21 protein-coding genes and 4 pseudogenes are annotated in these 24052 nt (G+C 64.9%); 6 read left to right on the top strand and 19 right to left on the bottom strand.

The features are described from left to right. Nucleotides 1-12: 12 nt before the first annotated feature. The 5 genes and pseudogenes from N0A20_RS04810 to N0A20_RS04790 form a co-directional block, all read right to left on the bottom strand. Nucleotides 13-669, bottom strand: coding sequence for a phosphatase PAP2 family protein (locus N0A20_RS04810; RefSeq protein ID WP_260582849.1), 657 nt, complete (start codon nt 667-669; stop codon nt 13-15). A 160-nt stretch (nt 670-829) separates the two neighbouring features. After that, nucleotides 830-2228, bottom strand: a pseudogene (gene lpdA, locus N0A20_RS04805) (dihydrolipoyl dehydrogenase). Next, nucleotides 2221-2472 (bottom strand): DUF559 domain-containing protein, encoded by a 252-nt coding sequence (locus N0A20_RS04800; protein ID WP_260582848.1) that lies wholly within the window; start codon nt 2470-2472, stop codon nt 2221-2223. The pseudogene lpdA and the gene N0A20_RS04800 overlap by 8 nt, the downstream one beginning before the upstream one ends. A gap of 55 nt (nt 2473-2527) precedes the next feature. Then, nucleotides 2528-2653: a DUF559 domain-containing protein gene (locus N0A20_RS04795; protein ID WP_409574726.1), complete on the bottom strand. Its 126-nt coding sequence runs from the start codon at nt 2651-2653 to the stop codon at nt 2528-2530. Nucleotides 2654-2751: 98 nt separating this feature from the next. After that, nucleotides 2752-4071 (bottom strand): pyruvate dehydrogenase complex dihydrolipoamide acetyltransferase, encoded by a 1320-nt coding sequence (locus tag N0A20_RS04790; RefSeq protein WP_260582847.1) that lies wholly within the window; start codon nt 4069-4071, stop codon nt 2752-2754. Nucleotides 4072-4228: 157 nt separating this feature from the next. Between N0A20_RS04790 and N0A20_RS04785 the strand changes: the two genes are divergently transcribed. After that, entirely contained in the window at nt 4229-4684 is a 456-nt protein-coding gene (locus tag N0A20_RS04785) for a universal stress protein (RefSeq protein WP_260582846.1), read from the top strand. A 151-nt stretch (nt 4685-4835) separates the two neighbouring features. On the opposite strand, the gene N0A20_RS04780 is transcribed toward N0A20_RS04785, so the two are convergent. After that, nucleotides 4836-5228, bottom strand: coding sequence for a hypothetical protein (locus tag N0A20_RS04780; protein ID WP_260582845.1), 393 nt, complete (start codon nt 5226-5228; stop codon nt 4836-4838). A 115-nt stretch (nt 5229-5343) separates the two neighbouring features. On the opposite strand from N0A20_RS04780, the gene N0A20_RS04775 reads away from it, so the two are divergent. Further along, nucleotides 5344-6129 (top strand): helix-turn-helix domain-containing protein, encoded by a 786-nt coding sequence (locus tag N0A20_RS04775; RefSeq protein ID WP_260582844.1) that lies wholly within the window; start codon nt 5344-5346, stop codon nt 6127-6129. Between the two features lie 122 nt (nt 6130-6251). Here N0A20_RS04775 and N0A20_RS04770 read toward each other — a convergent pair whose 3' ends face one another. The 4 genes and pseudogenes from N0A20_RS04770 to phaR all read right to left on the bottom strand — a co-directional run bounded on the left by N0A20_RS04770 (nt 6252) and on the right by phaR (nt 11240). Beyond that, nucleotides 6252-8633 (bottom strand): ribonuclease R family protein, encoded by a 2382-nt coding sequence (locus N0A20_RS04770; protein WP_260582843.1) that lies wholly within the window; start codon nt 8631-8633, stop codon nt 6252-6254. Beyond that, nucleotides 8630-9058 (bottom strand): GxxExxY protein, encoded by a 429-nt coding sequence (locus N0A20_RS04765; protein WP_260582842.1) that lies wholly within the window; start codon nt 9056-9058, stop codon nt 8630-8632. Before N0A20_RS04765 ends, N0A20_RS04770 begins: the two co-directional genes overlap by 4 nt. 60 nt (nt 9059-9118) lie before the next feature. Then, nucleotides 9119-10646, bottom strand: a pseudogene (gene proS, locus N0A20_RS04760) (proline--tRNA ligase). Nucleotides 10647-10700: 54 nt separating this feature from the next. After that, the gene (phaR, locus tag N0A20_RS04755; RefSeq protein WP_260582841.1) at nt 10701-11240 is read right to left on the bottom strand and encodes a polyhydroxyalkanoate synthesis repressor PhaR; all 540 of its coding nucleotides are present in this window, start codon (nt 11238-11240) and stop codon (nt 10701-10703) included. Between the two features lie 84 nt (nt 11241-11324). On the opposite strand from phaR, the gene N0A20_RS04750 reads away from it, so the two are divergent. The 3 genes from N0A20_RS04750 (at nt 11325) to N0A20_RS04740 (ending at nt 14862) form a co-directional block, all read left to right on the top strand. Then, nucleotides 11325-11717: a hypothetical protein gene (locus tag N0A20_RS04750; RefSeq protein ID WP_260582840.1), complete on the top strand. Its 393-nt coding sequence runs from the start codon at nt 11325-11327 to the stop codon at nt 11715-11717. Nucleotides 11718-11740: 23 nt separating this feature from the next. Beyond that, complete coding sequence (locus N0A20_RS04745) at nt 11741-13726, top strand: TonB-dependent receptor plug domain-containing protein (RefSeq protein ID WP_260582839.1); 1986 nt, start codon at nt 11741-11743, stop codon at nt 13724-13726. A gap of 176 nt (nt 13727-13902) precedes the next feature. Continuing rightward, on the top strand, nt 13903-14862 hold the full coding sequence (locus N0A20_RS04740) for a TonB-dependent receptor domain-containing protein (protein ID WP_260582838.1): 960 nt from the start codon (nt 13903-13905) through the stop codon (nt 14860-14862). 237 nt (nt 14863-15099) lie between these two features. On the opposite strand, the pseudogene alr reads toward N0A20_RS04740, so the two are convergent. Next, nucleotides 15100-16148, bottom strand: a pseudogene (gene alr, locus N0A20_RS04735) (alanine racemase). 44 nt (nt 16149-16192) lie between these two features. After that, a pseudogene (locus N0A20_RS04730) lies at nt 16193-17804 on the bottom strand (MFS transporter). Between the two features lie 215 nt (nt 17805-18019). Here N0A20_RS04730 and N0A20_RS04725 point away from each other — a divergent pair. After that, a complete protein-coding gene (locus tag N0A20_RS04725; protein ID WP_260582837.1) occupies nt 18020-18790 on the top strand; it encodes a cyclase family protein in 771 nt (256 codons plus the stop codon). A gap of 332 nt (nt 18791-19122) precedes the next feature. Here the strand turns inward: N0A20_RS04725 and N0A20_RS04720 are convergent, their stop codons facing one another. The 7 genes from N0A20_RS04720 to N0A20_RS04690 all read right to left on the bottom strand — a co-directional run bounded on the left by N0A20_RS04720 (nt 19123) and on the right by N0A20_RS04690 (nt 24020). After that, complete coding sequence (locus N0A20_RS04720) at nt 19123-19530, bottom strand: MAPEG family protein (protein ID WP_260582836.1); 408 nt, start codon at nt 19528-19530, stop codon at nt 19123-19125. Between the two features lie 133 nt (nt 19531-19663). Then, nucleotides 19664-20035, bottom strand: coding sequence for a tRNA-binding protein (locus N0A20_RS04715; RefSeq protein WP_260582835.1), 372 nt, complete (start codon nt 20033-20035; stop codon nt 19664-19666). Between the two features lie 111 nt (nt 20036-20146). Beyond that, a complete protein-coding gene (locus N0A20_RS04710) occupies nt 20147-22153 on the bottom strand; it encodes an acetyl/propionyl/methylcrotonyl-CoA carboxylase subunit alpha (RefSeq protein ID WP_260582833.1) in 2007 nt (668 codons plus the stop codon). A 1-nt stretch (nt 22154) separates the two neighbouring features. Beyond that, entirely contained in the window at nt 22155-22673 is a 519-nt protein-coding gene (locus N0A20_RS20535; RefSeq protein ID WP_409574767.1) for a lysozyme inhibitor LprI family protein, read from the bottom strand. 47 nt (nt 22674-22720) lie between these two features. Next, a complete protein-coding gene (locus tag N0A20_RS04700; protein WP_260582831.1) occupies nt 22721-23113 on the bottom strand; it encodes a lysozyme inhibitor LprI family protein in 393 nt (130 codons plus the stop codon). Then, on the bottom strand, nt 23110-23778 hold the full coding sequence (locus tag N0A20_RS04695; protein ID WP_260582829.1) for a hypothetical protein: 669 nt from the start codon (nt 23776-23778) through the stop codon (nt 23110-23112). The genes N0A20_RS04700 and N0A20_RS04695 overlap by 4 nt, the downstream gene beginning before the upstream one ends. Beyond that, nucleotides 23775-24020, bottom strand: coding sequence for a hypothetical protein (locus tag N0A20_RS04690; protein WP_260582828.1), 246 nt, complete (start codon nt 24018-24020; stop codon nt 23775-23777). Before N0A20_RS04690 ends, N0A20_RS04695 begins: the two co-directional genes overlap by 4 nt. Nucleotides 24021-24052: the final 32 nt, after the last annotated feature.

The raw sequence follows: 24052 nt of genomic DNA, 5'->3' as shown, positions 1-24052 counted from the left end.
GTTAGGATTTCCTTATGCCGCGGCGCGGCCCCTGCGCACGAACGCGGCGCCGAGCAGCGCGAAGACCGCACCGAGCATCGTCCCCCCGGCAATGTCGCTCGCCCAATGGACGCCCAGCATCATGCGCGACACGCCGTTCAGCACGATCATCGCTCCGGCGAGGCTCCACGCCGCGCGGCGCCAGCGCGGCGGGACCAGCCAGGCGAGCATCAGATAGACCGCCGCGGCGCTGGTCGCATGGCCGCTGGGGTAGGAAAAGCTCGTCTGATGGTCGAGGTGCGGGATGAGGTCGGGGCGCGAGACGCCGAAGCCAAGCTTGAGCAGGCTGGAGGCGAGGTTCGACAGCAGCGACGCCCCCGCCAGCGCCACCGCGCAGCGCGGCCCGCTCCAATGCCAGACGAGCGCCGACAGCGCGATGACGATGATCCAGCGCGGCAGCCCGCCGCCGATCCAGCTCACCCCCTGCATGAAGGCGATGAAGGCGGGGTCGCTCTTGCCGACCTGCAGCACGAGATCGGTCGAGATGCGCAGGTCCATCGCCTGCGTCCACCCCGAGACGACGGCAAAGCCGAGCAGGACGACCGCGGCAAGCAGGACGGCGGCGGCGATGAAGTGGCGCGAGGATTGGGTTATGGGCTTGTCCCTTAAGCTCTGGAAAATCCCGCACAAAGCCACGAAGCCACAAAGATGTCCTGCCCCCGTTCGCCCTGAGCTTGTCGAAGGGCTGTTTTGTTCTTCGACGGTGAACAAGAGCGGTGCTTCGACAAGCTCAGCACAAACGGGTGAGGGAAAATCTCTTTGTGGCTTCGTGGCTTTGTGCGAGTCAAAATCAGATATGCAGCGGCCGCCCGAACGCCGCCAGCACGCCCTCGTGCATCGTCTCGCTGAGCGTCGGATGCGGGAAGACGGTGCCGATGAAGTCATCCTCGACCAGTTCGGCGGTCTTGCCGATCGTATAGCCTTGGATCAGTTCGGTGACCTCGGCGCCGATCATGTGCGCGCCGAGCAGTTCGCCCGTCCTGGCGTCGAACACGGTCTTGGTGAAGCCCTCGGCCTCGCCGAGCGCGATCGCCTTGCCGTTGCCGATAAAGGGGAAGGTTCCGGCCTTGACCTCGTAACCCAGTTCCTTCGCCTTCGCCTCGGTCAGGCCGACGCTGGCGATCTGCGGGCGGCAATAGGTGCAGCCGGGGATGTTGCGCACGTCCATCGCGTGTGGATGATTGCCCGCGATCGCTTCGACCGAAATGATCGATTCATGCATCGCCTTGTGCGCAAGCCACGGCGGCGCGGTGACGTCGCCGATCGCCCAGATGCCGGGCACGTTGGTGCGGCACATCGCATCGGTGTCGATATGGCCCTTCGTGGTCTTCACGCCCAATGTCTCGAGGCCGATATTCTCGGTGTTCGGGACGATGCCGATCGCGACGATCGCGTGGCTGAATTCGGCGGTCTCGACCTTGCCGTCCTTCGCCTTGATCTTTGCGGTCACGCCGTTGGCGGTCGCCTTCAGTTCCTCGACGCCTGGCGCCGGTGTGGATGGTCATGCCCTGCTTCTTGAGCGCCTTTTCGAGGAAGGCCGACACATCGGCATCCTCGACGGGGACGAGCCGGTCGAGCATTTCGACGACCGTCACCTCGGCGCCCATGTCGCTGTAGAAGCTCGCGAATTCGATCCCGATGGCGCCCGAGCCGATGACGAGCAGCTTCTTCGGCATTTCGGGCGGCACCAGCGCATGGCGATAGGTCCAGATGCGCTTGCCGTCGGCGGGCGCGAAGGGCAGATCGCGGGCGCGGGCGCCGGTCGCGACGATGATGTTCTTGGCGGAAAGGGTTTCGGTGCCCTTCTCGCCCGTCACCTCCAGCTTGCCCGGCGCGGTGAGCTTGCCGGTGCCCATATGGACGGTGATCTTGTGCTTCTTCATCAGGTGCGTGACGCCCTGATTGAGCTGCTTCGCGACCCCGCGCGACCGTTTCACGACCGCGTCGATATCGGCGCTGATCTCCGCCGCCTTCAGGCCGTAATCGCCCGCATGCTGCATATAATGATAGATTTCGGCCGAGCGCAGGAGCGCCTTGGTCGGGATGCAGCCCCAGTTGAGGCAGATGCCGCCGAGCAGTTCGCGCTCGACGATCGCGGTTTTCAGCCCGAGCTGCGCCGCGCGGATCGCCGCGACATAGCCGCCGGGGCCGGAGCCGAGGACGATGAGGTCGTATGAGGTGTCAGCCATTATGGGCTCCTTCAAAAGCCCCTCTCCCCTTGCGGGAGAGGGGTTGGCGTGTGGGGTCGGCGCGCGTCTGCGCGCCGGAAGACTCGATGGCGTGCAATATGGCCTCGGCTATGCCCTCGCCGTTAGCGAGCACGGCGTTGTTCCAGAAGCGGAGGATACGAAATCCCTGCGTGGTCAGATAGGCGTCGCGTTCAGCATCATGCCGGTTTTCCACGTGCTGGCTGCCATCGGCCTCGACGATCAATCGGTGTTCGAAACAAATGAAGTCGGCAATGTAGAGGTCGTCGATGACGACTTGCTTAGCGCCAACGGAGCCCGGCCAGCCGCTTTGCTCTCAAGATCGACCAAAGGCGGCGTTCGGCATCGGTGGGATTGGAACGCATCCGGCGGGCGCGGTCCAGCAACAGCGATTTTCGGGCGAGCACGTCGGAAAGAGTCTTGTGCGCCGCAGACGCGGCGCGGACCCCACTCCCCAACCCCCTCTCCCGCAAGGAGAGAGGGGCTATTGCCCCTCTCGGGCATGTTACGCCACCAACCCCAGCGGGCTTTCCACCAGTTCCTTGAAGGTCTTCATCAGCAGCGCCCCATCGGCGCCGTCGATCGCGCGGTGGTCGAAGCTGCCGGTGGCCGACATGACGGTCGCGATCGCGAGCGCGTCGTCGACCACATAGGGCCGCTTCTCGCCCGCGCCGATCGCCATGATCATGCCCTGCGGCGGGTTGATCACCGCGGTGAACTGCTTGATTCCCATCATGCCCATGTTGGAGATGCTGGCGGTGCCGCCCTGATATTCCTCGGGCTTGAGCTTGCCTTCCTTGGCGCGCCCCGCGAGTTCGGCCATTTCGGTCGAGATCTTCGACATCGACTTGCCGCCCGCGTCGGTGATGATCGGGGTGATGAGGCCGCCCGGGATGCTGACCGCGACCGAGATGTCGGCGCGCTTGTAGAAGCGCATCACGTCGCCGCCGAAGCTTACGTTGCACTGCGGCACGCGTTCGAGCGCGACCGCGAGCGCCTTGATCAGCATGTCGTTGACGCTGAGCTTGACGCCGCGGCTTTCGAGGCTGGCGTTCAATTCGCCGCGGAGCTTCAGCAGCGCGTCGAGGCGGATGTCGACGGTCAGGTAGATGTGCGGCGATTCCTGCATCGACTGGGTCAGGCGGCGCGCGATCGTCTTGCGCATGCCGCTGAGTTTCTCGTCCTCGTGCGGGATGCCGAAATCGGGAAGCGCGGCGGGTACCGGAGCTGGCGCGGAAGCCGCGGGAGCCGCGGTCGCAGCCGCTGGGGCCTGCGGCGCGGCAGCGGGCGCGCTCGCCGGGGCGCCGTCGAGGTCGTCCTTGACGATGCGGCCGCCGGGGCCGCTGCCCTTGAGCGTCGACAGGTCGATGCCGCGCTCGGCGGCGAGGCGCCTGGCGAGCGGGCTGGCTTTCACCCGTTCACCCTTTTCCGTTTGTTCTGAGCCTGTCGAAGGACCGTCCTTTTTCTCTTCCGTTACCGAAGAAGAGGACGGCGCTTCGACAGGCTCAGCGCGAACGGGTTCGGAGGTGGGTGCGGGAGCGGCAACCGGGGCCGGCGCCGCCTTCGCCGCGCTCGCATCTTCGCCCTCGCCCGCGATCGTCGCGATCACCGTGCCGACTTTCACATTATCGGTACCCTCGGCGACCAATATCTGCGCGATCACGCCCTCGTCGATGGCTTCGAATTCCATCGTCGCCTTGTCGGTCTCGATCTCGGCGAGCAGGTCGCCCGACTTGACGCTGTCACCCTCCTTGACCAGCCATTTGGCGAGCGTCCCCTCCTCCATCGTCGGCGAGAGGGCGGGCATTTTGAGTTCGATCGGCATCTTCCGGCTTGTCCCTGTCAGTCTTGCAGGCCGCGCCTGCCGCTACGGATTGTTCCTCGCCATAAGCATGTTCGCGGTCAAGGTCCATCGGGGCAAACTTGCCTTTCATACGAATGTGACGCACTCTCCGTCCGCAAAAGCATAGCGGGGTCGAGCCATGCGCACATATCTGGTGGTGATCGACGACAGTCCCGAAGCGAGCCTGGCGCTGCGCTTCGCGGCGCGGCGGGCAGCGCGCACCGGCGGCGGGGTCGCGGTGCTGGCGATCATTCCACCGCAGGATTTCGTCGCCTTCGGCGGGGTGCAGGCGACGATCGAGGCCGAAGCGCGCGAACATGCCGAGATGCTGGCGGCGGCGGCGGCGGACACCATCGCGCAGGAATGCAGCGTCACGCCGCAGATCCTGGTCAAATCGGGCAAGCCCGCCGAGGTGGTGTGCGACGTGATCCGCGACAATGACGAGATCGCCGCACTGGTGCTCGCGACGGCGGCGAGCGGCGCGCCGGGGCCGCTGGTCGCGCATTTCACCGGACAGGATGCGGGAACCCTCCCCTGCCCGGTGATGCTGGTGCCGGGCGGGATCGACATCGCGCGGCTGGACGCGTTGAGTTAGAAATCAGCCAAGTTGGAGAGTGCGCAAAAGCCCTCCCCCTTGAGGGGGAGGGTTGGGTGGGGGTGTTCCAGCGTCAGCAGTGACGCGCGGCCTGGCGGCCTCGCTCCCCCACCCCAACCCCTCCCCGCCGGGGAGGGGCTTTCCAATGGCGTCAGACCGCCACCACGCGCCCGCCCGCACCAGCGCCTTTCCATTCGGCGATCGCGAAGACGAGCACGGCAGCCGCCTGTGCCAGCACGACGACGAGGCCGAGGCCGGTCATCGCCGCGCCGAAGGCTGCGACAACTCCCAGACTCGCCGCAACCCAGCCGAGATTGCCGAGCGCGATCAGCTTGACGAGCGCCGGGCTGGGCACCGCCTGCCGCGCGGCGACAATCATCAGCAGCGCCGCGGCCAGGCAGATCCAGCCGCCGATCACGACAATGTTTGCGGGGAGGCCGAGCAGCGCCGCGACGGGCGCGGCGGCGAGCAGGCCGATGGCGAAGACGCCGGTGCAAGTGACGGCGTCGAGGACGAGAATGGTCTTCAGAGTGCGGATCGACATGGGGTTCTCCTTTCGAACCCGGTCCAGATATGCGCCCGGTCGCCGCGCGTCGATTACGCCCGAGGTAATGGAAATCGCGAAAGCCGGGGTATAGCTCCTGCCGAGAAGGAGACGCATGATGCAGGTCGCACCGCTGGGCGAACAACTCCGCGAATGGCGCACGCGGCGCCGGATGAGCCAGATGGACTTGGCGCTCGACACCGATATATCGACGCGGCACCTGAGCTTCATCGAGACCGGCCGCTCGAAGCCGAGCGCCGCGATGCTCCAGCGGATCGCCGACTGCCTGGAGGTGCCGCACCGCGCCCGCAACGCGCTGCTGCTCGCGGCGGGCTATGCCCCCGATTATCAGGAGCGCCCGCTCGACAGCCCCGAAATGGCGGGAATGAAGGCGATCATCGAGCATGTGCTGAAGGGGCACGAGCCCTATCCCGCGCTCGCGGTCGACCGGCACTGGAACATGGTCGCGGCGAACGACGCGATCGCGATATTGATCGAACAGGTGTCGCCCGCACTGCTGGCCCCGCCGGTCAATGTGCTGCGCATCGCGCTCCACCCCGACGGCCTCGCGCCGCAGATCGTCAATTACGGCCTGTGGCGCGCGCATATCCTTCACCGGCTCGACCTGCAGATCGAGGCGAGCGCCGATGCGGGGCTGATTGCGCTGCGCGCGGAGATCGCCGCCTATCCGGGGCCGGCGAACGACAATGGCGACGGGCCGCTGAGCAGCATCGCGGTGCCGCTGCTGCTGGATACGATCGCGGGGCAGATTTCGTTCGTGTCGACGGTGACGATCTTCGGCACGCCGGTCGATATCACGCTGTCGGAGCTGGCGATCGAGGCGTTTTTTCCGGCGGACGCGGAGAGTGCGGCACTGTTGCAGCGGTTGGCGGGCAGATGATCTCCCCTCCCTGAAAGGGAGGGGTCGGGGGTGGGTCGGCGACGTGTGTAGAAAGCAGCAATGTCGGCGCGGCTCGCTTCGCTCGCACCCACCCCTAGCCCCTCCCTTGCAGGGAGGGGGATTCAGCGGCGCTTGCCCTTGTGCTTGATATTCGCGGGCCGGCCGCGCTTGCCGACGACATGTTTGCCTGCCTTCTTCACTCCGTCGCGGCGCGGCGGGCTGCCCCGAAAACCGCCCTCGGGCGCATCGGGCAGTTCGAAGCGCAGCGCGCCGCTGACGGGATTGGCCTCCATCAGCCTAAGGTCGAGCCGCTGGCCGACGGTATAGCTCACCCGCCCATGCTCGCTGTCGAGCGTCCGCGCCGCCTCGTCGTAGAAGAAGCGCTCGCTGCCCAGCGTCGACACCGGCACCAGCCCGTCGCCGCCGAGCCCGTCGACCGTCGCGAAGAAGCCGAAGGGCTGCACCCCCGTGATCCGTGCGGGCACGATCTCGCCCGTCTTGTTGGCGAGATAGGCCGCGACATAGCGGTCGATCGTCTCGCGCTCGGCCTCCATCGCGCGGCGTTCCAAGGCGCTGATCGCCTCGCCGATACGCGACAGTCCCTTGGCATCGGCCTCACCCAGCCCGGTGCGCGCGGGCAGGTCCTTCGCCTTTCCCGGGACTTCGAGGCGATAGCTGTCGACGAGCGCGCGGTGAACGATCAGATCGGCGTAGCGGCGGATCGGCGAGGTGAAATGCGCGTAAGAGCCGAGCGCGAGGCCGAAATGGCCGGCATTGGCGGGGCCGTAATAGGCCTGCGTCTGGCTGCGCAGGATCGCCTGCATGATCTCGGGCAGCCGGTCGTCCTCCGAAAAGCCGTCGATCAGCCGGTTGAACACCGCGGGGGTGATGACCTGCCCGAGCGCGAAGCTCTGGTCGAAGGTTTCGAGATAATCCTTGAGGCTGACGAGCTTTTCGCGGCTCGGCGGTTCGTGGATGCGGTACATCACCGGCGATTTCTTCGCCTCGAGCGCCTTCGCCGCCGCGACATTGGCCGCGATCATATAATCCTCGATCAGCCGGTGCGCGTCGAGGCGGTCGCGCACGCGGATCTCGGCGATGCCGCCCTGTTCGTCGAGGATCACCTGCCGCTCGGGCAGGTCGAGGTCGAGCGGCGAGCGCGCATCGCGGGCCTTGGCGAGCAAGGCCCAGCTCGCCCACAGATTCCGTAGCGCGGGAAGCACCTCCTTGTCCCCCTCCCACTTGTGGGAGGGGTTAGGGGAGGGCATGCCGGATGGGGCGCTTTCGGAAACAGGCCCTCCCCCGACCCCTCCCGCAAGCGGGAGCGCGGAATTTCCGTCGATCATCGCCTGCGCATGTTCATAGGCGATGTTCGCGCGCAGCCGCACCAGCGCGCGGGTGAAACGCCATGACGTCACCTTGCCGTGCCTGTCGATGACGAGGTGGCACGCCATCGCGGCGCGATCTTCCCCGGCTTTCAGCGAACAGACGCCCGCCGACAGGGTTTCGGGCAGCATCGGCACGACGCGGTCGGGAAAATAGACGCTGTTGCCGCGCCGCCGCGCCTCGCGGTCGAGCTCGCCCTCGGGGCGGACATAGTAGCTGACGTCGGCGATCGCAACGATCGCCCTGAAGCCGCCCTTGTTGCCCGCGTCCTCATCGGGGATCGCCCAGACGGCATCGTCATGGTCGCGCGCGTCGATCGGGTCGATCGCGACGATCGGCAGGTCGCGCAGATCCTCGCGGCCCCCGGGAGTGAGCGGCAGCTTCGCGGCCCTTTCGGCCTCGGCGAGCGTGTCGGCGCCGAAGACATGCGGAATTTCGTGGCGCGCGATCGCGATCATGCTCAGCGCCCTGGGCGCGAAGGGATCGCCGATGCGTTCGACCACCTTGGCCCTGGTCGCGGGGCCGCGCCCCGTCAGTTCGGCGCGGACGAGGTCGCCGATGCCGGCATCGCCCATGTCGGCGACCGCAAAGTCGAAGCGCGCGCGCTTGTCGGCGGGGCGCAGCCAGGTGATCGGTTTGCCGCCCGGCCCGGTGTCGCTCACGAGCACGCCGATCACCAGTTCGGCGCTCGCCTGCAGCCGTTTCATCGGGTGCGCGACATGGCCGCCGCCACGCTCTTCGGTGCGCGCGAGGATGCGGTCGCCGACGCCGAGCGCGCCTTTACGTCCCTGCTCCATCACGCGCAGCCGCGGCGGCGGGGCATTGCCCTCCCAGCGGTCGGGCACCGCCCACACATTGCTGCCCTCGATCGCGACGACGCGCAGCACGGTGACGCGCGGCAACCCGCCATGTTTGTGGAACGCCCGTCCCGGCGCCATATCGACGAGCCCCTCGTCGGTCATGTCCTTGAGCAGCGCCTTCAGCGCGACCTTGTCGGCGCCGTGGAGTCCGAAATGCTTGGCGATCTCGCGCTTGCCGACCGCACCGGGGCTGTCGGCGACGAAGCGCATGATCTGGTCGGACGTGGGTAGTCCGGGCTGCGGCTTGGGCTTTTTCATTCTGTGTTGCCAAATTTGTTCGCACGAAGACACGAAGACACGAAGAGGCTCGGGTCATTGAGCAGGCGCCGGATGCCATCTTTGAAGGTGGGAGTTCCGAAATTCATAACAAATCCATGGGTGAGACCCATCAGGCGCAAATAGGTGACAACTTGCTTCGCATGAACAGGCAAGGTCGCTTCCGTAGACTTAATCTCGATGATCAGTCGATGGTCAACGAGCAGATCGAGACGGAAAGCGTTCGGAATCGCTACGCCATCGTAAAGCAGATCAATCGGCACCTGCCGATCGACTTTCAAACCCATAGCCCCGAGTTTAGCCGCGAGCATCGTCTCGTAAGCCGATTCCAGCAGCCCCGGCCCAATATCTTTGTGAAGGTTGAATCCCGCATCGACGACGATGGAGCAGAGCTGTTCGATGTCCATGCCCTGCCCCCTTCGTGTCTTTGTGTCTTCGTGCGAACCTTATATCTCGCAACCTCGATATCAATAGGTCCGCCCCACCAGCACGCGCTCAACCGCCGGTTCGCCGGTGAAGATGCACGCGCCGTCCGCTCGGCGCGGCGTCGAGCGGGGTGTTGCGCATCGTCAGCTTGAGCGCCTTCAATTGCTCGACGATCCCGTCGAGCACGGCGCCGGTCGGGCGCGACCATTGCACCTCGGCCCAGCCCACGAACTTGTCGTCGCCGGCGAAATGCGCTTTCAGATCGGTGATATCGCGGGCGATGTTCGCATCGAGGCGCGCCTTCGCTTCGGTGTAGAGATTGACCTGAATCTCCTCGAGCGTCGCAACGGCGCTTGCGACAAAATCGGCCTTGGCGACGAACGCCGTGTCGAGCTTGCCGCTCTCCTGATAGAGGCGGTCGCGGCGGATGACCGCGACATTGCCGCTGGCGACGTCGCGGGGGCCGATCTCGACGATCACCGGGGCACCCTTCTTGACCCAGCCCCAGCGCTTGGTCTGCGCCTTGGCCCCGCTCGTGTCGAGCAGCACGCGGACGGGTTCGCGGAAGGCGTCGAGCGCCTTCAACTGCGCTTCCAGATCGCGGCAATAATCGAGGATCTCCGCGTCCTCGTCATTGTCGCGCAGCATCGGCACGATCACGATCTGGTGCGGCGCAATGCGCGGCGGGCAGCGCAGGCCGTCGTCGTCGCCATGCGTCATGATGACGCCGCCGATCATGCGCGTCGAGGTGCCCCAACTCGTCGTGTGGCACAGGCTGTGGCCGCCATCCTTGTCCTGGTAACGAATGTTCGCCGCTTCGGCGAAGCCGGTGCCGAGATAATGCGAGGTGCCGGCCTGCAGCGCCTTGCCGTCCTGCATCATCGCCTCGATCGAATAGGTCGCAACCGCGCCCGGAAAGCGCTCATTCTCGGGCTTCTCGCCCGCGACCACGGGCATCGCCAACACATCCTCTGCAAAGGCGCGGTACATTTCGAGCGCGCGCAGCGTCTCGGCCATCGCATCGTCGCGGTCGGCGTGCGCGGTATGGCCCTCCTGCCACAGGAATTCGCTGGTGCGCAGGAACATGCGCGTGCGCATTTCCCAGCGCACGACGTTCGCCCACTGGTTGACCTTGAGCGGCAGGTCGCGCCAGCTCTGCACCCAGCGGCTCATCGCATTGCCGATCACCGTTTCCGAGGTCGGACGCACGATCAGCGGCTCCTCGAGTTTTGCCTCGGGATCGGGCACCAGCTTGCCCTTGCCGTCGGCGATCAGCCGGTGGTGGGTGACGACCGCCATTTCCTTTGCGAAACCATCGACATGGTCGGCTTCCTTCTCGAAGAAGCTCAGGGGAATGAAGAGCGGGAAATAGGCGTTCTGGACCCCGGCCTCCTTGATCGCGGCGTCCATCACCGTCTGGATGCGTTCCCAGATGCCATAGCCCCACGGCTTGATGACCATGCAGCCGCGCACCCCCGATTCCTCGGCGAGGTCGGCTTCGGCAATGACATCCTGATACCAGGCCGCGAAGTCGGCCTGCCGCGTTACGCTGAGCGCATGTTTGACCATGTTTCCTGATTTCTGTGCTGGGGGCGGGAGAGCGGCCCCGGATTGTCTCTGCGGCTATTTTTTCCGGGCAAGCTCGGCCTTGAGTTCGGCGACCTCGGCCTTGAGCGCCGCGATTTCGGCGTCCTTCGCCTTGCTGCCCCCGGCGCCCGGGATGAAGGCGCCCGCCGCCTGCTGGAACATTTCGAGGTTGCGGCGCGTCAGTTCGGCGAGCGGGTTCGCGCCGAGCGCGCCTTCGAGCGCGGCGCGAACATCCTGCTGGTTCTTGCGGAAGGTCGCCATCGACGCTTCGAGATATTGCGGCACCATCGACTGCATCTTGTCGCCGTAAAGACCGATCAGCTGGCGCAGGAAATTGACCGGCAGCAGCGTCTCGCCGCGCGTTTCCTCATCCATGATGATCTGCGTCAGGACATTATGCGTGATGTCCTCGCCGCTCTTGGCATCGACCACGCGGAATTCGCGCCCGTCGCGCACCATCGCGCCCAGATCGTCGAGCGTGATGTAGCAGCTGCGTTCGGTGTCGTAGAGGCGCCGGTTCGCATATTTCTTGATCGTCACCGTCTCGCCGTCGGCGGGCGCCTTGGATTTTGCCATGCTGTCACTGCTCCCTGGGCTTGCGGCATAGACGACCCCGCCGCGCCGGGTTTGATTTGGAAGCGCCGTACTTAGCATCAATCTATGATGCATCGCAACATAGCCGCCGCGACTCCCTTCCCGATTCGGTGCATGCCCGATCCGCGGAGGCGCGATTCGGGGACGCCGAAAGAAAAATGGCGCGAAGGATGCGGCCGCGGTTCGACTGGTGCCGATTCGCCCGAAAGCAATTTCGTTTCACAGGAAACCTCATTCTCGACATTTCAACGGGCACGGACGCAGCGACGCCATTGCTTCCTGTCGCAAGGCGACAAGCTTCTTGCCCGGCGCAAATCCGGGAATGGCCCGTCCACTGTTGCTAAAATGACACATTGTCATGGCGATGCGGTGAAGCAGTCAGAAAATTGCCACGAAGGGGTTGTGCGCGTTCCGTTTTCCGTCTTTCTTGTCTCCCAATCCGTTCATCTCCATTTTTGAACGGGCAACCGGGGAGTTACCACATGAACAAGTCGCACCTGCTTATGGGTGCTGCTGCCTTTGCAGTGGCGATATCTGTAAGCCAACCTGTCCTTGCGCAAAGCACTGCCGATTGCGTCGATGCCAATGAGAACGGCGTCTGCGATTCGGACGAGAATACCGACCGCGCCATCGTCGTCACCGGCTCACGCATCGCGCGCCCGACGCTCGAATCGTCGGTTCCGCTGACCTCGGTCGATGTCGGCGAACTGACCGACACCGGCGACGTCTCGCTGGGCGATGCGCTGAACGACCTTCCGTCGCTGCGCTCGACCTTCAGCCAGGGCAACTCGACCCGCTTCATCGGCACCGCCGGCCTGAACATCCTCGACCTTCGCGGTCTCGGCATCTCGCGCACCCTGGTGTTGGTCAACGGCAAGCGCCACATCACCGCGCTGCCGGGCGACTATCTGGTCGATGTCAACACCATCCCGGTCGATCTGCTGGAGCGCGTCGACATCGTCACCGGCGGCAACTCGGCGATCTACGGCTCGGACGCCGTCGCCGGCGTCGTCAACTTCATCACCAAGCGCAACTTCGACGGCATCAACCTGCGCGCGCAGGGCGGCGTCTCGTCGCGCGGCGACCGCGGCAACGTCTTCGTCAGCGGCACCTGGGGCAAGAATTTCGCCGACGGCCGCGGCAACGTGGCGGTTTCGGCTGAATATGCGCGTTCGGAAGCCTTGTACTTCAGCGACCGCGACAGCCTGACCGGCGCCTATTCGGGCCGCTGCCAGTATCAGCTGGTTGCTGGTGGTGCCTTTGAAAACGAATTCCTTTGCGGCATCAAGAACGCCTCGATCAGCGATGGCGGCACGGTCGGCGCACTTGACCCTGCTTCATCCGCCATTCGCCGTTATCTTCGCTTCGCGCCAAACGGCGATCTGTTCATCGACGTTCCCGATCGCAGCTTTTCGAACGCGGCGTCGGGCAATCAGCAAGGCGGTCAGGGGTCAACGCTGCGAAACACTGGCCAGTTGGCGGCAGGTCTGCAGCGCTATGCGGTCAACCTGCTTGCGCACTATGACGTCAGCGACGCCTTCCGCCCGTTCGTCGAAGCGAAATATGTCCATGTCGATGCCGTCCAGGAAGGCCAGCCAAGCTTTTTCCAGGGCAGCATCCCGGGCTTCTTCGGCGGCGGCACCAACCTGCGCTGCGACAACCCGTTCCTGACAACGCAGGCGTTCCAGACCCTTGCCGGATTTGGGGTCTGTAACGCTACCCCGGACGCACGCGCCTTTGCGATTTCGCGCTTCAACACCGACTTCGGCGGTCGCGGCGAGTTGCATGATCGCGACACCTATCGTGTCGTGGCCGGTGTCGAAGGCACGTTCAACGACGACTGGGGCTACGAGCTGTCGCTGAACTATGGCCGCCTCGAAACTCGGCTGCGTTCGTTGAACAACCTGGTCCTGTTCGATGAGCAGGGCAATGACGACGGCTTCCTGCTGGCGCTTGATGCGACGCGCAACGCCGCTGGCGAGATCGTCTGCCGCGTCAACGCGGTGACCGTAACGCGCCCGGATTGCGTTCCGATCAACGTCTTCGGCTCGGGCGCTCCGAGCCAGGCCGCGCTCGACTTCGTCAACACGACGGCCATCCGCAAGGAAAAGGCTGAACAGTTCGTGGCGCTGGCAAGCATCAATGGTGACCTGTCGCAGCTGTTCGAACTTCCTGGCGGCCCGATCGGTTTTGCTCTCGGTGCCGAATACCGCGAGGAAAAGGCATATTCGGCGTTCGACAGCCTGACGGCCAGCGGCGGCACCTTCCTAAACGCGATCCAGCCTTTCGACCCCGCGAAGTTGACCGTCAAGGAAGCGTTCGGCGAACTCAGCGTTCCGCTGCTCGCCAACATGCCCTTTGCCGAGGAACTGTCGATTAATGCGGCGGCACGCGTTTCCGACTATAATTCGTCGGCTAAGCACGGTCTGGGCATACAACATTCAGGGCCTCTATGCACCGATCCCTGATGTCCGGTTCCGTGCGGCCTATGCGAAGTCGGTACGCACCCCGACCCAGAGCGATCTATTCTCGCCGCAGTCGCAGAATTTCGCATTCATCGCCGACCCCTGCGACAGCCTGAATATCGGAAACGGACCGAACCGTGCGGCGAATTGTGCCGCAGCCGGTGTCCCGACCACGGTCAATGCCGCGGTCCAAACAGCTTGCGCTCGGCACCGCCTTCAACGGCCCCGTTGGCTCGCCCTGGGTCAACTGCTCGGCGCGGACTTCGTCGACCAGCTTCCTTTCAGGCGGTAATCCGACCCTGAAAAATGAGATCGGCAAAAGCCTCACGCTCGGCGTCGTCGTCGAACCGAGCTTCCTGCCCGGCTTCAACTTCACGGTCGACTATTACAAGATCAAGGTGGAAAGCCTCATCGCCACGCTCGGCGCGCAGACGATCATCAATCTGTGCTATGATGATGCAGGGGGTATCAACAACCAGTTCTGCGCCACGGTCGCACGCGACCCGGCCACCGGCTTGTTCGGTGATTTCGCGGTCGTTTCGGGCGGCGTTAACTTCGCGGCGCAAAAGACCGAAGGCATCGACTTCGACATCCAGTATCGCCGGACGTTCGACAATGGCCACCGCGTCTCGTTCCGCGCGATCGCGACGCACCTGCTGAAGCTCGACAACTTTACCAACCCGCTCAATCCGGCTGACCCGAACCGTCAGATGAGCGAATTGGGGGATCCGCGCTGGGCTGCCAACGCGAGCATAAACTACGACTTCGGCGAATTCGACCTGAGCTGGACGGTTCGTTACATCGGCAAACAGACGATCGGTACGTGGGAGGCTCAGAATCCCTATCTGGATCCGTGTCCGGCCAGCGGCACGAACCCGAACGGCGGGACTTGCACGCCGGGGGATATCATCACTTTCCCGCCGGCAAATGCCGACCAGTTCCCGCGTGTCTACTACCCCGATGCGCTGTACCACAGCTTCCGGGCAAATCTCGAAATCGACAAGAAGTTCAACTTCTACGTCGGCATCGACAACGCGTTCGACAAGAAGCCGCCGCTGGGTCTGCTCGGTACGGCCGCTGGCGATCCGTACGACACTTTCGGTCGCTACTTCTACGCCGGTATCCGCGCCAACTGGTAAGCCAGTCGGCACGGGCCACGGAAACGGGCCGCCTTCCCTCGGGAAGGCGGCCTTTTCTTTTGCGAACCTGACGGCTTTGGGGTGGGGAGCGGACGATTCGCCATAACCCGCTCCCCGGCAAAGACCGGGTTCCAGAGCGTCACAACGCTATGTCGGCTTTCTACCGCTCCGGACCCCGGCCTTCGCCGGGGATCAGATCGGATATGTGCGCTCGCGCCCGCCAACCGGACGTCACTGTCAGTCCCAGTAGCGCTCGAAACGCGATCCGAGGCTGGTCAACAGCTCATATTGCGACAGGCCGCCCTGCGCGGCTGTCGCTGCAAGATCATAGTCGAGCGCCAGCCAGTCGCCCTCGCCCAGCCCGGCCGCTGCGCCGGCATCGAAAGCAAGCAGATCCATCGACACGCGCCCGACCAGCGGCAGGGCCGCGCCGTTCCAGGTCGCCCCGCCGCGGCCCGCGTGACAGCGCAGATAGCCATCGGCGTAGCCGAGATTGACGATCGCGATGCGGCTGTCCGCGGGCGCAATCCAGGTCGCGCCGTAACCGACGCTTTCGCTCGGCCGGGACGGTGCGCATTTGCAGCACGCGTGCCTCGGGAAAGGCGACCTGACGGATATGCCCGGCGGCCTCGGCGCGCGGCGTGCCGCCATATAGGGCGAGGCCGGGGCGGGTGAGATCGAACGCATAGTTGGTGCCGAGGCAGATGCTCGGCGCTGTTCGCAAGGCTGTAGCGCCGCGCTGGAATGGCCTCGCGAAGCGCGCGAAAGGCCGCGAGCTGGCGCGCATTCTGCGCGCTCTCCTCGTCGGCCGAGGCGAGGTGGCTGAGCAAGGTCTCGATCGCGAGGCCATCCAGCGCGCCACCCACCGCCTCGGCGGCGGTCAATCCCAGCCGGTTCATCCCCGTATCGACCATCACGTCGCACGGGCGCCCTTCCCCGGCATGGCGCCAGCGCGCGACCTGTTCGATGCTGTTGAGCACCGGACGCGCCGGCAGCATACGCGCCGCCACCATGTCGGCCTCGCCGACGCCGTGGAGCACCGACAGCGATACCCCCCGGGGCAGCGGCATCAGCGCCGCGGCCTCGGCCCAGGTCGCGACGAAGAAGAAACGGCATCCGGCGTCGGCGAGATGGTGCATGACCGCACGCGCGCCAAGGCCATAGCCATCGGCCTTGATCGCCGCGCCGCAGGCCGCCGCGCCGCTCGCCCGAGCCAGCCAGCGCCAGTTGGCAACGAGCGCTTGCCTGTCGAGGCGAAGGCGGAGCGGAGCGGCGATCTCGATCATCCCCCGCCCCTAGCCGCGAAAACCCGCAGCGCCAATGGGGGCGATCAACCCGCGGGCGATGCCTTGCCCCATTGTCCCTCGACCGGCTCCTTCAGCATGAAGGCGGCGATAAGGAAGGCGACCAGGACCACGCCCCAGGTGTACCACAGCCCCGCATAGGCATCGCCGGTCTTGGCGATGATGAAACTGGCGATCAGCGGCAGGAACCCGCCGAAATAGCCGGTGCCGAGATGATAGGGGATCGACAGCGACGAGTAGCGCACATGCGGCGGGAACATTTCGGACAGCAGCGCCGCGACCGGGCCATAGGTGAAGCCCGACAGCGCGCTGAGCCCCAGCAGCGCCGCGACGATCACCGCGATGCTCAGCGGCCCCGGAATCTGCTTTTCGAAATCATAGCCCATCGCCTCGAGCGCCGGACGCAGCACCGCCGGGTCCTCGCCCGCGACCTCACGGCCGCCGACCGTGATCGTCACGCTGTCGAAGCCGCTGCCGCTGTCCTTGACGGTGTAGGGGACGCCGAGCCTGGTGAGCTCGCCGAGCGTCTTGCCGCACGCCGTCGCCTGCACCTGCGCAAAGGGATCGAAGCTGCACTGCGACCCGGCGACGACGACGGGCGCCTTTTCGGCCGCCGCGGTCAGCGCCGGATTGCCGACGCTGCCCATCAGCCAGAAGAGCGGGAAGAGCAGCACGAGCGTCGCGGCATAGCCCCAGACGATCGGCTTCTTGCGCCCGATGCGGTCGGAAATGGCCCCCGCCCACAGGAAAAAGCCCATGCCGAGCGCCGCCGCGACCCCGACGATGATCTCGGCGGCGGTATCCTCGATCTTCATCGGCCCTTTCAGGAAAGCGAGGCCGGAGAACATGGCGGTGTACCAGATGACGGTGAGGCCCGCGGCAATACCGAACAGCGCGACGAAGATGCGTTTGGGGTTTCCGGGGTAGGTGAAGCTTTCCTTGAGCGGATTTTTCGCCAGCTCGCCCTCGGCCTTCATCGCCTGGAAAACCGGGCTTTCGGAAAGTTTGAGCCGCATCCACAGCGAAATCGCAAGCAGGCCGAGCGACAGCAGGAAGGGCACGCGCCAGCCCCAGCTCTCCCAGATCGCGTCGGACATCACCGCCTTGCACCCGAGCACGACGATCAGGCTGAGCACGAAGCCCCCGACGACGCTCGCCTGGATGAAGCTGGTGTAGAAACCCCGCTTTTCGGGCGGCGAATGTTCGGCGACATAGACGGCCGCGCCGCCATATTCGCCGCCGAGCGCCAGCCCCTGCAGCACGCGCAGCAGGATGACGATGATCGGCGCCGCGATGCCGATCGTCGCGGCGGACGGGATCATGCCGACGCCGAGCGGTCGCGATACCCATCAGGGTCACGGTGACGAGGAAGGTATATTTGCGCCCCAGCCGGTCGCCGAGGAAGCCGAACAGCACCGCGCCCAGCGGGCGGAAGCCGAAGCCGACCGCGAACCCCGCCCAGACGAGCAATATTTCGAGCGTCGCATTGTCGCTGGGGAAAAAGGCCTTGCCGATGATCGCCGCAAGCGTGCCATAGATGAAGAAATCATACCATTCGAAGATCGTCCCCGCCGACGAGGCGGCGATGACGAGGCGGATGTCCTTCGCGGTCGGCTGATAGGCGGCGCCTTCACTCATAAACCCGATATTCCCCCAAATGCCGTTCGTCCTGAGCTTGTCGAAGCCTGTCCTGAGCGCCTGCAAGGAAGTCGAAGGGGACCGTTCTTCCTTCGGTCCTCGCAAAAAACAGGACGGCCCTTCGACAAGCTCAGGGCAAACGGTGTTGTTTATCCGTTACGTCATAGCTGCTGTTCGGCCTTGCACAAGCGGGTGCGTGGGCGCAGCATCGCGGCATGACCCGGTTCATCGACCTCTCGATCCCGATCACCAACGAGGTCGTGTCCGACCCGCCGGTGATGCGCCCGCAGATCACCTACATGACCCACGAAAATACGTGGCAGCAGATCGCGATGTTCTTTCCCGGGCTGACGCAGGACGACCTGCCCGACGGCGAAGGCTGGGCGGTCGAGAGCCTGACGCTCAGCACGCACAACGGCACGCACATGGACGCGCCGTGGCATTTCCATTCGACGACCGACAGCGGCGCGACGCCGGCCCCGAGCATCGACGAAGCCCCGCTCGACCTGTTTTTCCGGCCCGGCGTGAAGCTCGACTTCTCGGCCAAGCCCGCGGGCCATGTCGTGACCGGGGCCGAGGTGGAGGCCGAACTCGCGCGCATCGGGCACGAACTCCAGCCCTATGACATCGTCCTCGTCCAGTCAGGCGCGGTGTACGGCACCGACAATTTTACAGACCAGGGCTGCGGCATGGGCGAGGAGGCGACGCTCTACCTCACGGCACGCGGCGTGCAGGTCGTCGGCACCGATGCGTGGAGCTGGGACGCGCCGTTCAGCCACACTGCGCGGCGCTGGGCCGAAACGCGCGATCCCTCGATCATCTGGGAAGGCCACAAGGCGGGGCGGATCAAGCCCTATTACCAGATCGAGAAGCTGACCAACCTCGCCGCCCTGCCCCCGACCGGCTGGACGCTGAGCTGCTTCCCGGTGAAGATCGAGCGCGCCAGCGCGGGGTGGATCCGGGCAGTGGCGCTGGTCGAGGATTGAAGGCCGCGCGGCGGCGCCGAAGGGCCGCTATCGGGCGGAAGCGGCGCTCCCCGGCGCAAGCCGGGGTCCATGAGGAGAAGGCTGCGTTCGCCATCTGGACCCCGGCTTGCGCCGGGGAACGGGAAGGGCTGAAACGAGGCAATCGCGGTCAAGCCGCCCTATGAATCCCGTTCGTGTCGAGCGAAGTCGAGACACCCCGAAGGCGCACGCGACCGATGGGTGTCTCGACTTCGGCCAAGGGCCGAAGTTCATCCTGAGCGCCTGCAAGGCAGTCGAAGGGCTCGACACGAACGGACATAGAGGACGGTCCGCCTTCCACGCCCAAAACCGCCCTACAGATTCACCATCGCCAATATCCACAAGGTCCAGCCGCCCAGCACCAGCAGGCTGGCAAAAGTCGCGAGCACCCCGACCTGACGGCCGAGCGGCGCCTTTCCGGGCGGCGACGGCGTGTAGAGCCCGACGACATGCGCGACCCGCCCGATCAGGAAGACCGCGCCGATCACCATCAGCGCCATATGGTTCGCGCGTGCGCTTTCGAGCAGGCCGAGCAGGATCACGACGATCGGCGCATATTCGGCGAGATTGCCGTGCGCGCGGCTGGCGCTGATCAATTTGGCATCGCCGTGGTCGCCGAACGCCGCGCCGAGCCGCAGCCGCTGGCGGACGGTGTCGATCGCCGTCGCGAGCAGCAGCAGCGCGCAGACGGCGGCCACGAAGGCGGTTACCGGTAACGTCATTGTGCGTCTCCCCCGCTTCCCCGTTCACCGTCATTGCGAGCGTAGCGAAGCAATCCAGGGCGGTTTACTCCACTCTGGGTTGGTTGGCCATCACGATGGCCGCCTTCGGCCCGCTACGCTCGCAAGGACGGCGCTAAAATAAGCGCGATCCGTCGGGCACGGGACGGTCGGGCGCGAAGAGGATCACCGCGCCGTCCGCGTCGGCAAAGCCCAGCGTCAGCACCTCGGACATATATTTGCCGATCTGGCGCGGCGGGAAATTGACCACGGCGGCGACCTGCCGCCCCGGCAACGCGTCCAGCGCATAGCGGTCGACGATCTGCGCGCTGCTTTTCTTCACCCCGATCGCGGGGCCGAAGTCGATCTTCAGCTTGAAGGCGGGTTTGCGGGCTTCGGGGTAGGGTTCGGCCTCGACGATGGTGCCGATGCGGATGTCGACCTTCAGGAAATCGTCGAAGTTTATTTCGGGTGCGGCGCCCGCGTCGGCATCGTGATTGACGTGCATTCAAACACACTCCGTTCGCCCTGAGCCTGTCGAAGGGCTGTTCTCTCTCCGGCTGCCGTAGAAGGAAGGACGGTGCTTCGACAAGCTCAGCACGAACGGATTTTTTGCGGATTATTCCATTTCGAGGATGACAGCATCGACCGCCAGGCTGTCGCCCTGCGCGGCGTTCACCGTCTTCACCACGCCCGCCTTCTCGGCGCGCAGGATATTTTCCATCTTCATCGCCTCGACCGTCGCGAGCGGCTGGCCGGCCTCGACCTTGTCGCCTTCGCCCACATGCAGCGCGACGAGGAGGCCCGGCATCGGACAGATGAGGAATTTCGACAGGTCGGGCGGCACCTTCTCGATCATGTGCGACGCCAGCGGCGCGATGTGCCACGGCAGCACGCGCACGTCGTGGATGCGCCCGCGCGCCGTCATGCGCCAGCCGGTGCGCGTCCTGGCGACCTTTACCGCCAGCTCGCTGTCGTCGATCCCGGCGACGACGAGCCGGTCGCCCGGCGTATATTCGAGCGCGATATCAACCTTGTCGCCGTCGACCTTGATATGTTTTTCGCCGACCTTCACCTTGTGCGGCGTTCCGCCGGTCGTCACCTGCCATTTGGCGGGCGGGTTCAGCCGGTCGCCGAGCTGGCCGTCGGTGCGCCGCGCGCGGTCGGCTTCGGCGCTCGCCATGAAGCCCGCGATCGCGGCGAGCGCGCGCGTCACATCCTCGCCCGTGTCGGCGCCATGGAAGCCTTCGGGATATTCCTCCGCGATGAAGCCCGTCGTCAGCTCGCCGGCGCGGAAACGCGGATGCTGCATGATCGCCGACAGGAAGTCGATATTGTGGCCGAGCCCTTCGAGTTCGAAGCGGTCGAGCGCCGCGATCTGCAGATCGGCGGCCTCGTCGCGTGTCGGCGCCCAGGTCACCAGCTTGGCGATCATCGGGTCGTAGAAGATCGACACTTCGCCGCCCTCCTCGACCCCCGCATCGACGCGGACGCCATCCTCGCCGCGCTCGTCGCCCGCCCATGCCGGAACCGGGGTGCGATAGCGCACCAGCCGCCCGGTCGAGGGCAGGAAGCCGCGATAGGGGTCCTCGGCATAGACGCGGTTCTCGATCGCCCAGCCGTCGAGCTTCACATCGTCCTGCGTGAACGCCAGTGCCTCGCCCGCCGCGACGCGGATCATCTGTTCGACCAGGTCGACGCCGGTGATCGCCTCGGTCACCGGATGCTCGACCTGCAGCCGCGTGTTCATTTCGAGGAAATAGAAGCTCTCGCCCGTCGGGTCGGCGCCCGAGACGATCAGCTCGACCGTGCCCGCGCTGTAATAGCCGACCGCGCGTGCGAGCGCGACGCACTGCTCGCCCATCGCTTTCCGCATCTTGTCGGTCACGAAGGGCGACGGCGCCTCCTCGACCACCTTCTGGTGGCGGCGCTGGATCGAGCATTCGCGCTCGTTGAGGTAGAGAATATTGCCGTGCTGGTCGCCGAGGATCTGGATCTCGATATGGCGCGGGTTGAGGATGAATTTCTCGATGAACACGCGGTCGTCGCCGAAGCTGTTGAGCCCTTCGCGCTTGGTGGCCTCGAACCCCTCGCGGACGTCCTTCTCGTCATAGGCGAGCCGCATCCCCTTGCCGCCGCCGCCGGCCGAGGCCTTCATCATCACCGGATAGCCGATCTCGTTCGCAATCTCGACCGCATGCTCGGTGTCGCGGATCTCGCCGACGAAGCCGGGAACGACGTTGACCCCCGCTTCCTTCGCGAGCTTCTTCGACTCGATCTTGTCGCCCATCGCCGCGATCGCGTTCACCGGCGGGCCAATGAAGGCGATACCTTCCTTGGCCAGCGCCTCGGCGAAGCTGGTGCGCTCCGACAGGAAACCATAGCCCGGATGCACCGCCTCCGCGCCCGTCGCCTTGCAGGCGGCAATGATCCTGTCGGCGATCAGATAGGATTCCGCCGCGGGCGAAGCGCCGATATGCACCGCTTCATCCGCCATCTGGACGAAAGGCGCGCGCGCGTCGGCGTCCGAATAGACGGCTACGGTCGCGATGCCCATGCGCCGCGCGGTCTTGATGACGCGACAGGCGATTTCGCCGCGATTGGCGATCAGGATTTTCTTGAACATCTTACTGTTTTGACTCCGAAGCGAGGCCATAATCTTGGCGATATTGTTTCATCATGCTGACGATCTCTTCGCCGCGCGTGGCGGCGATTCTGCTCGCGCAAATATTCCAGAGGAAATGGGCTCCGTAGCCCCCGCGCTGCCGAAGGGACTCGGAGTCGCACTGCGTTTCCCGATACTCCGTCCAAGCATGCTGCGAAGCCTGGAGATGTCCTACTAACGCGTTTTCGCCGACGCCGTCGCATCCTCGCCCAGATTGGCGCATGCTGTCGTCGCAATCCGCAGCACCACGCTCGTCAATTTTGCGAGCGTCACGAACAGCATTTCGAAGCTCTTCAGCCACATACTTGTCTGCACGATCTAAAAGGTTCGTTGAGCATTGGACGATCTTTGGGTCGTTCCGGCAGCTCAGCTCCGCTGCGCGAACGCGCTCCGAAAATGACAAATCGGCTCTGCTGAAAATGGCGAGCGGATCGGCAGCTTCGTTTTCGGCGTTCGTCGCAGAAGCCGAGCATCCCGCCATTAGCGTCGCAATAGGAATAAGGATTGGAAGAGCTGCACGCGCGTGCATCAGTTCTCACCCGCCAGCTCTTCCAGCTCCGCCGTCCGTTCCTTGGTCAGCCGCGCCATGCAGCCGCTGTGCAGCATCGGCGCCATGCTCCCGCCGCGTGCGGCGAAGCTTTCGGAAAGGCAGTGCTGGTCGCGATAGGTCAGCCACGCGCGCTGCGACGCGATCAGCGTATCGTAATGCGTCGGCTGGGTGTCGTAGCTGCGGTCGATATCCTTGTCGCGCGCCTTCAACGCCGCGACGGTCAGCTTCCACTGCGCGTTCAACTCGGCGTCGGCGGCGTCATAGTCGCGCCCGGCGCAATAGTTCATTTCGACCTGATATTGCGGGTTCTCGCAGTCGATCTCGGGTTCCTGCGCGGCGACTGCCAGCGCGAAAAGCATCGCGGCGATCATTTGCCCTCTCCCGCCGGGACAAAATGCACATAGTCATAGGCGTCGATGAAACCGTCCTCACCGTCATCGGGATCGGGATCGTCATGCTCCAGATAGAATCGCCCCTTATCGCCATCGTTCACGTAGTAGTTTGGAAATCCGCAGTTGATCTCGGGAACAAAGGAGGTGCGATATCGTTCGACCCGCTTGCCGCGAAGCGCTTCGATATAGCCTGTCATGCGATAGCCGCTGTATTCGTCAGCACCTTCTTCGAGCAGATGCCAAGTGCCTGTCACCACTTTGTCGCTATTCTTGCGAAGCCAGCTTTTCTCGCGCTTCCGCTCCTGCGCCTCGCCGGCGGGCGTTTGTTTCCAGCATGCCGACGCCGGTCGGGCAGACGCGAAAGCGAGGACGAGCACTGCGCCGAGGACGATCCCTCTGATCATTCGCCCGTCTCCTTCGCGGCTGGCTTCGGTCCGATAGCTTTTCGACACCTGCCGCGCCCAAACCAGCATCAGCCCCAGCGCGCCGATCCACAGCATATTCTCGGTCCACAAAGGTGACGCCGTGCCGCCTTCGGTCCCCAGCCGCACGCCCTGCATCCGGTTCGCCGTGTAGCCGCACGCGCAGGACGCGGGCAGCAACAACACCGAAGTCAGAAGAAGGAGCAGCGCCTTTCGGGTCATTCGCTATGCTCATCTCGGCCGGTGCGCATCCTGAGGATCACGAGTCCGACGGAGGCCCACATCACGAAAAAGACCGCGATCACGCCCGACGACCAATTGTCGTAGGATTTCATGCACGCGGCCTCTTCCTGCTCACTTTGAACGATATTTTCCTGCAGCAGGCAATCATTCGATCCTACGGCGAGCGGCGTCAGGGGAAGCATCGCCGCAACAAAGACGGCGAATGTCCAGCCGATCAGCATCAGGGATTTACCGCATCGGCTCACCCGAAGAC

Origin of the sequence: Sphingopyxis sp. PET50 (genome assembly GCF_025244705.1) — a bacterium.
GTDB lineage: Bacteria > Pseudomonadota > Alphaproteobacteria > Sphingomonadales > Sphingomonadaceae > Sphingopyxis.
Note: the sequence above shows the minus strand (reverse complement) of the source record. Positions and strands in the feature narration are given on the sequence as shown.

What these genes read in the sequence shown, in the direction of transcription:
- N0A20_RS04720 (WP_260582836.1), bottom strand. Translation starts at nt 19,530, where the DNA reads ATGACGTTACCGGTAACCGCCTTCGTGGCCGCCGTCTGCGCGCTGCTG.
- phaR (WP_260582841.1), bottom strand. Translation starts at nt 11,240, where the DNA reads ATGGCAAAATCCAAGGCGCCCGCCGACGGCGAGACGGTGACGATCAAG.
- N0A20_RS04780 (WP_260582845.1), bottom strand. Translation starts at nt 5,228, where the DNA reads ATGTCGATCCGCACTCTGAAGACCATTCTCGTCCTCGACGCCGTCACT.
- N0A20_RS04785 (WP_260582846.1), top strand. Translation starts at nt 4,229, where the DNA reads ATGCGCACATATCTGGTGGTGATCGACGACAGTCCCGAAGCGAGCCTG.
- N0A20_RS04700 (WP_260582831.1), bottom strand. Translation starts at nt 23,113, where the DNA reads ATGATCGCCGCGATGCTTTTCGCGCTGGCAGTCGCCGCGCAGGAACCC.
- N0A20_RS04775 (WP_260582844.1), top strand. Translation starts at nt 5,344, where the DNA reads ATGATGCAGGTCGCACCGCTGGGCGAACAACTCCGCGAATGGCGCACG.
- N0A20_RS04690 (WP_260582828.1), bottom strand. Translation starts at nt 24,020, where the DNA reads ATGCTGATCGGCTGGACATTCGCCGTCTTTGTTGCGGCGATGCTTCCC.
- N0A20_RS04770 (WP_260582843.1), bottom strand. Translation starts at nt 8,633, where the DNA reads ATGAAAAAGCCCAAGCCGCAGCCCGGACTACCCACGTCCGACCAGATC.
- N0A20_RS04715 (WP_260582835.1), bottom strand. Translation starts at nt 20,035, where the DNA reads ATGCACGTCAATCACGATGCCGACGCGGGCGCCGCACCCGAAATAAAC.
- N0A20_RS04765 (WP_260582842.1), bottom strand. Translation starts at nt 9,058, where the DNA reads ATGGACATCGAACAGCTCTGCTCCATCGTCGTCGATGCGGGATTCAAC.
- N0A20_RS04725 (WP_260582837.1), top strand. Translation starts at nt 18,020, where the DNA reads ATGACCCGGTTCATCGACCTCTCGATCCCGATCACCAACGAGGTCGTG.
- N0A20_RS04695 (WP_260582829.1), bottom strand. Translation starts at nt 23,778, where the DNA reads ATGACCCGAAAGGCGCTGCTCCTTCTTCTGACTTCGGTGTTGTTGCTG.
- N0A20_RS04745 (WP_260582839.1), top strand. Translation starts at nt 11,741, where the DNA reads ATGAACAAGTCGCACCTGCTTATGGGTGCTGCTGCCTTTGCAGTGGCG.
- N0A20_RS04740 (WP_260582838.1), top strand. Translation starts at nt 13,903, where the DNA reads ATGCCGCGGTCCAAACAGCTTGCGCTCGGCACCGCCTTCAACGGCCCC.
- N0A20_RS20535 (WP_409574767.1), bottom strand. Translation starts at nt 22,673, where the DNA reads ATGGCGGGATGCTCGGCTTCTGCGACGAACGCCGAAAACGAAGCTGCC.
- N0A20_RS04790 (WP_260582847.1), bottom strand. Translation starts at nt 4,071, where the DNA reads ATGCCGATCGAACTCAAAATGCCCGCCCTCTCGCCGACGATGGAGGAG.
- N0A20_RS04750 (WP_260582840.1), top strand. Translation starts at nt 11,325, where the DNA reads ATGATGCATCGCAACATAGCCGCCGCGACTCCCTTCCCGATTCGGTGC.
- N0A20_RS04710 (WP_260582833.1), bottom strand. Translation starts at nt 22,153, where the DNA reads ATGTTCAAGAAAATCCTGATCGCCAATCGCGGCGAAATCGCCTGTCGC.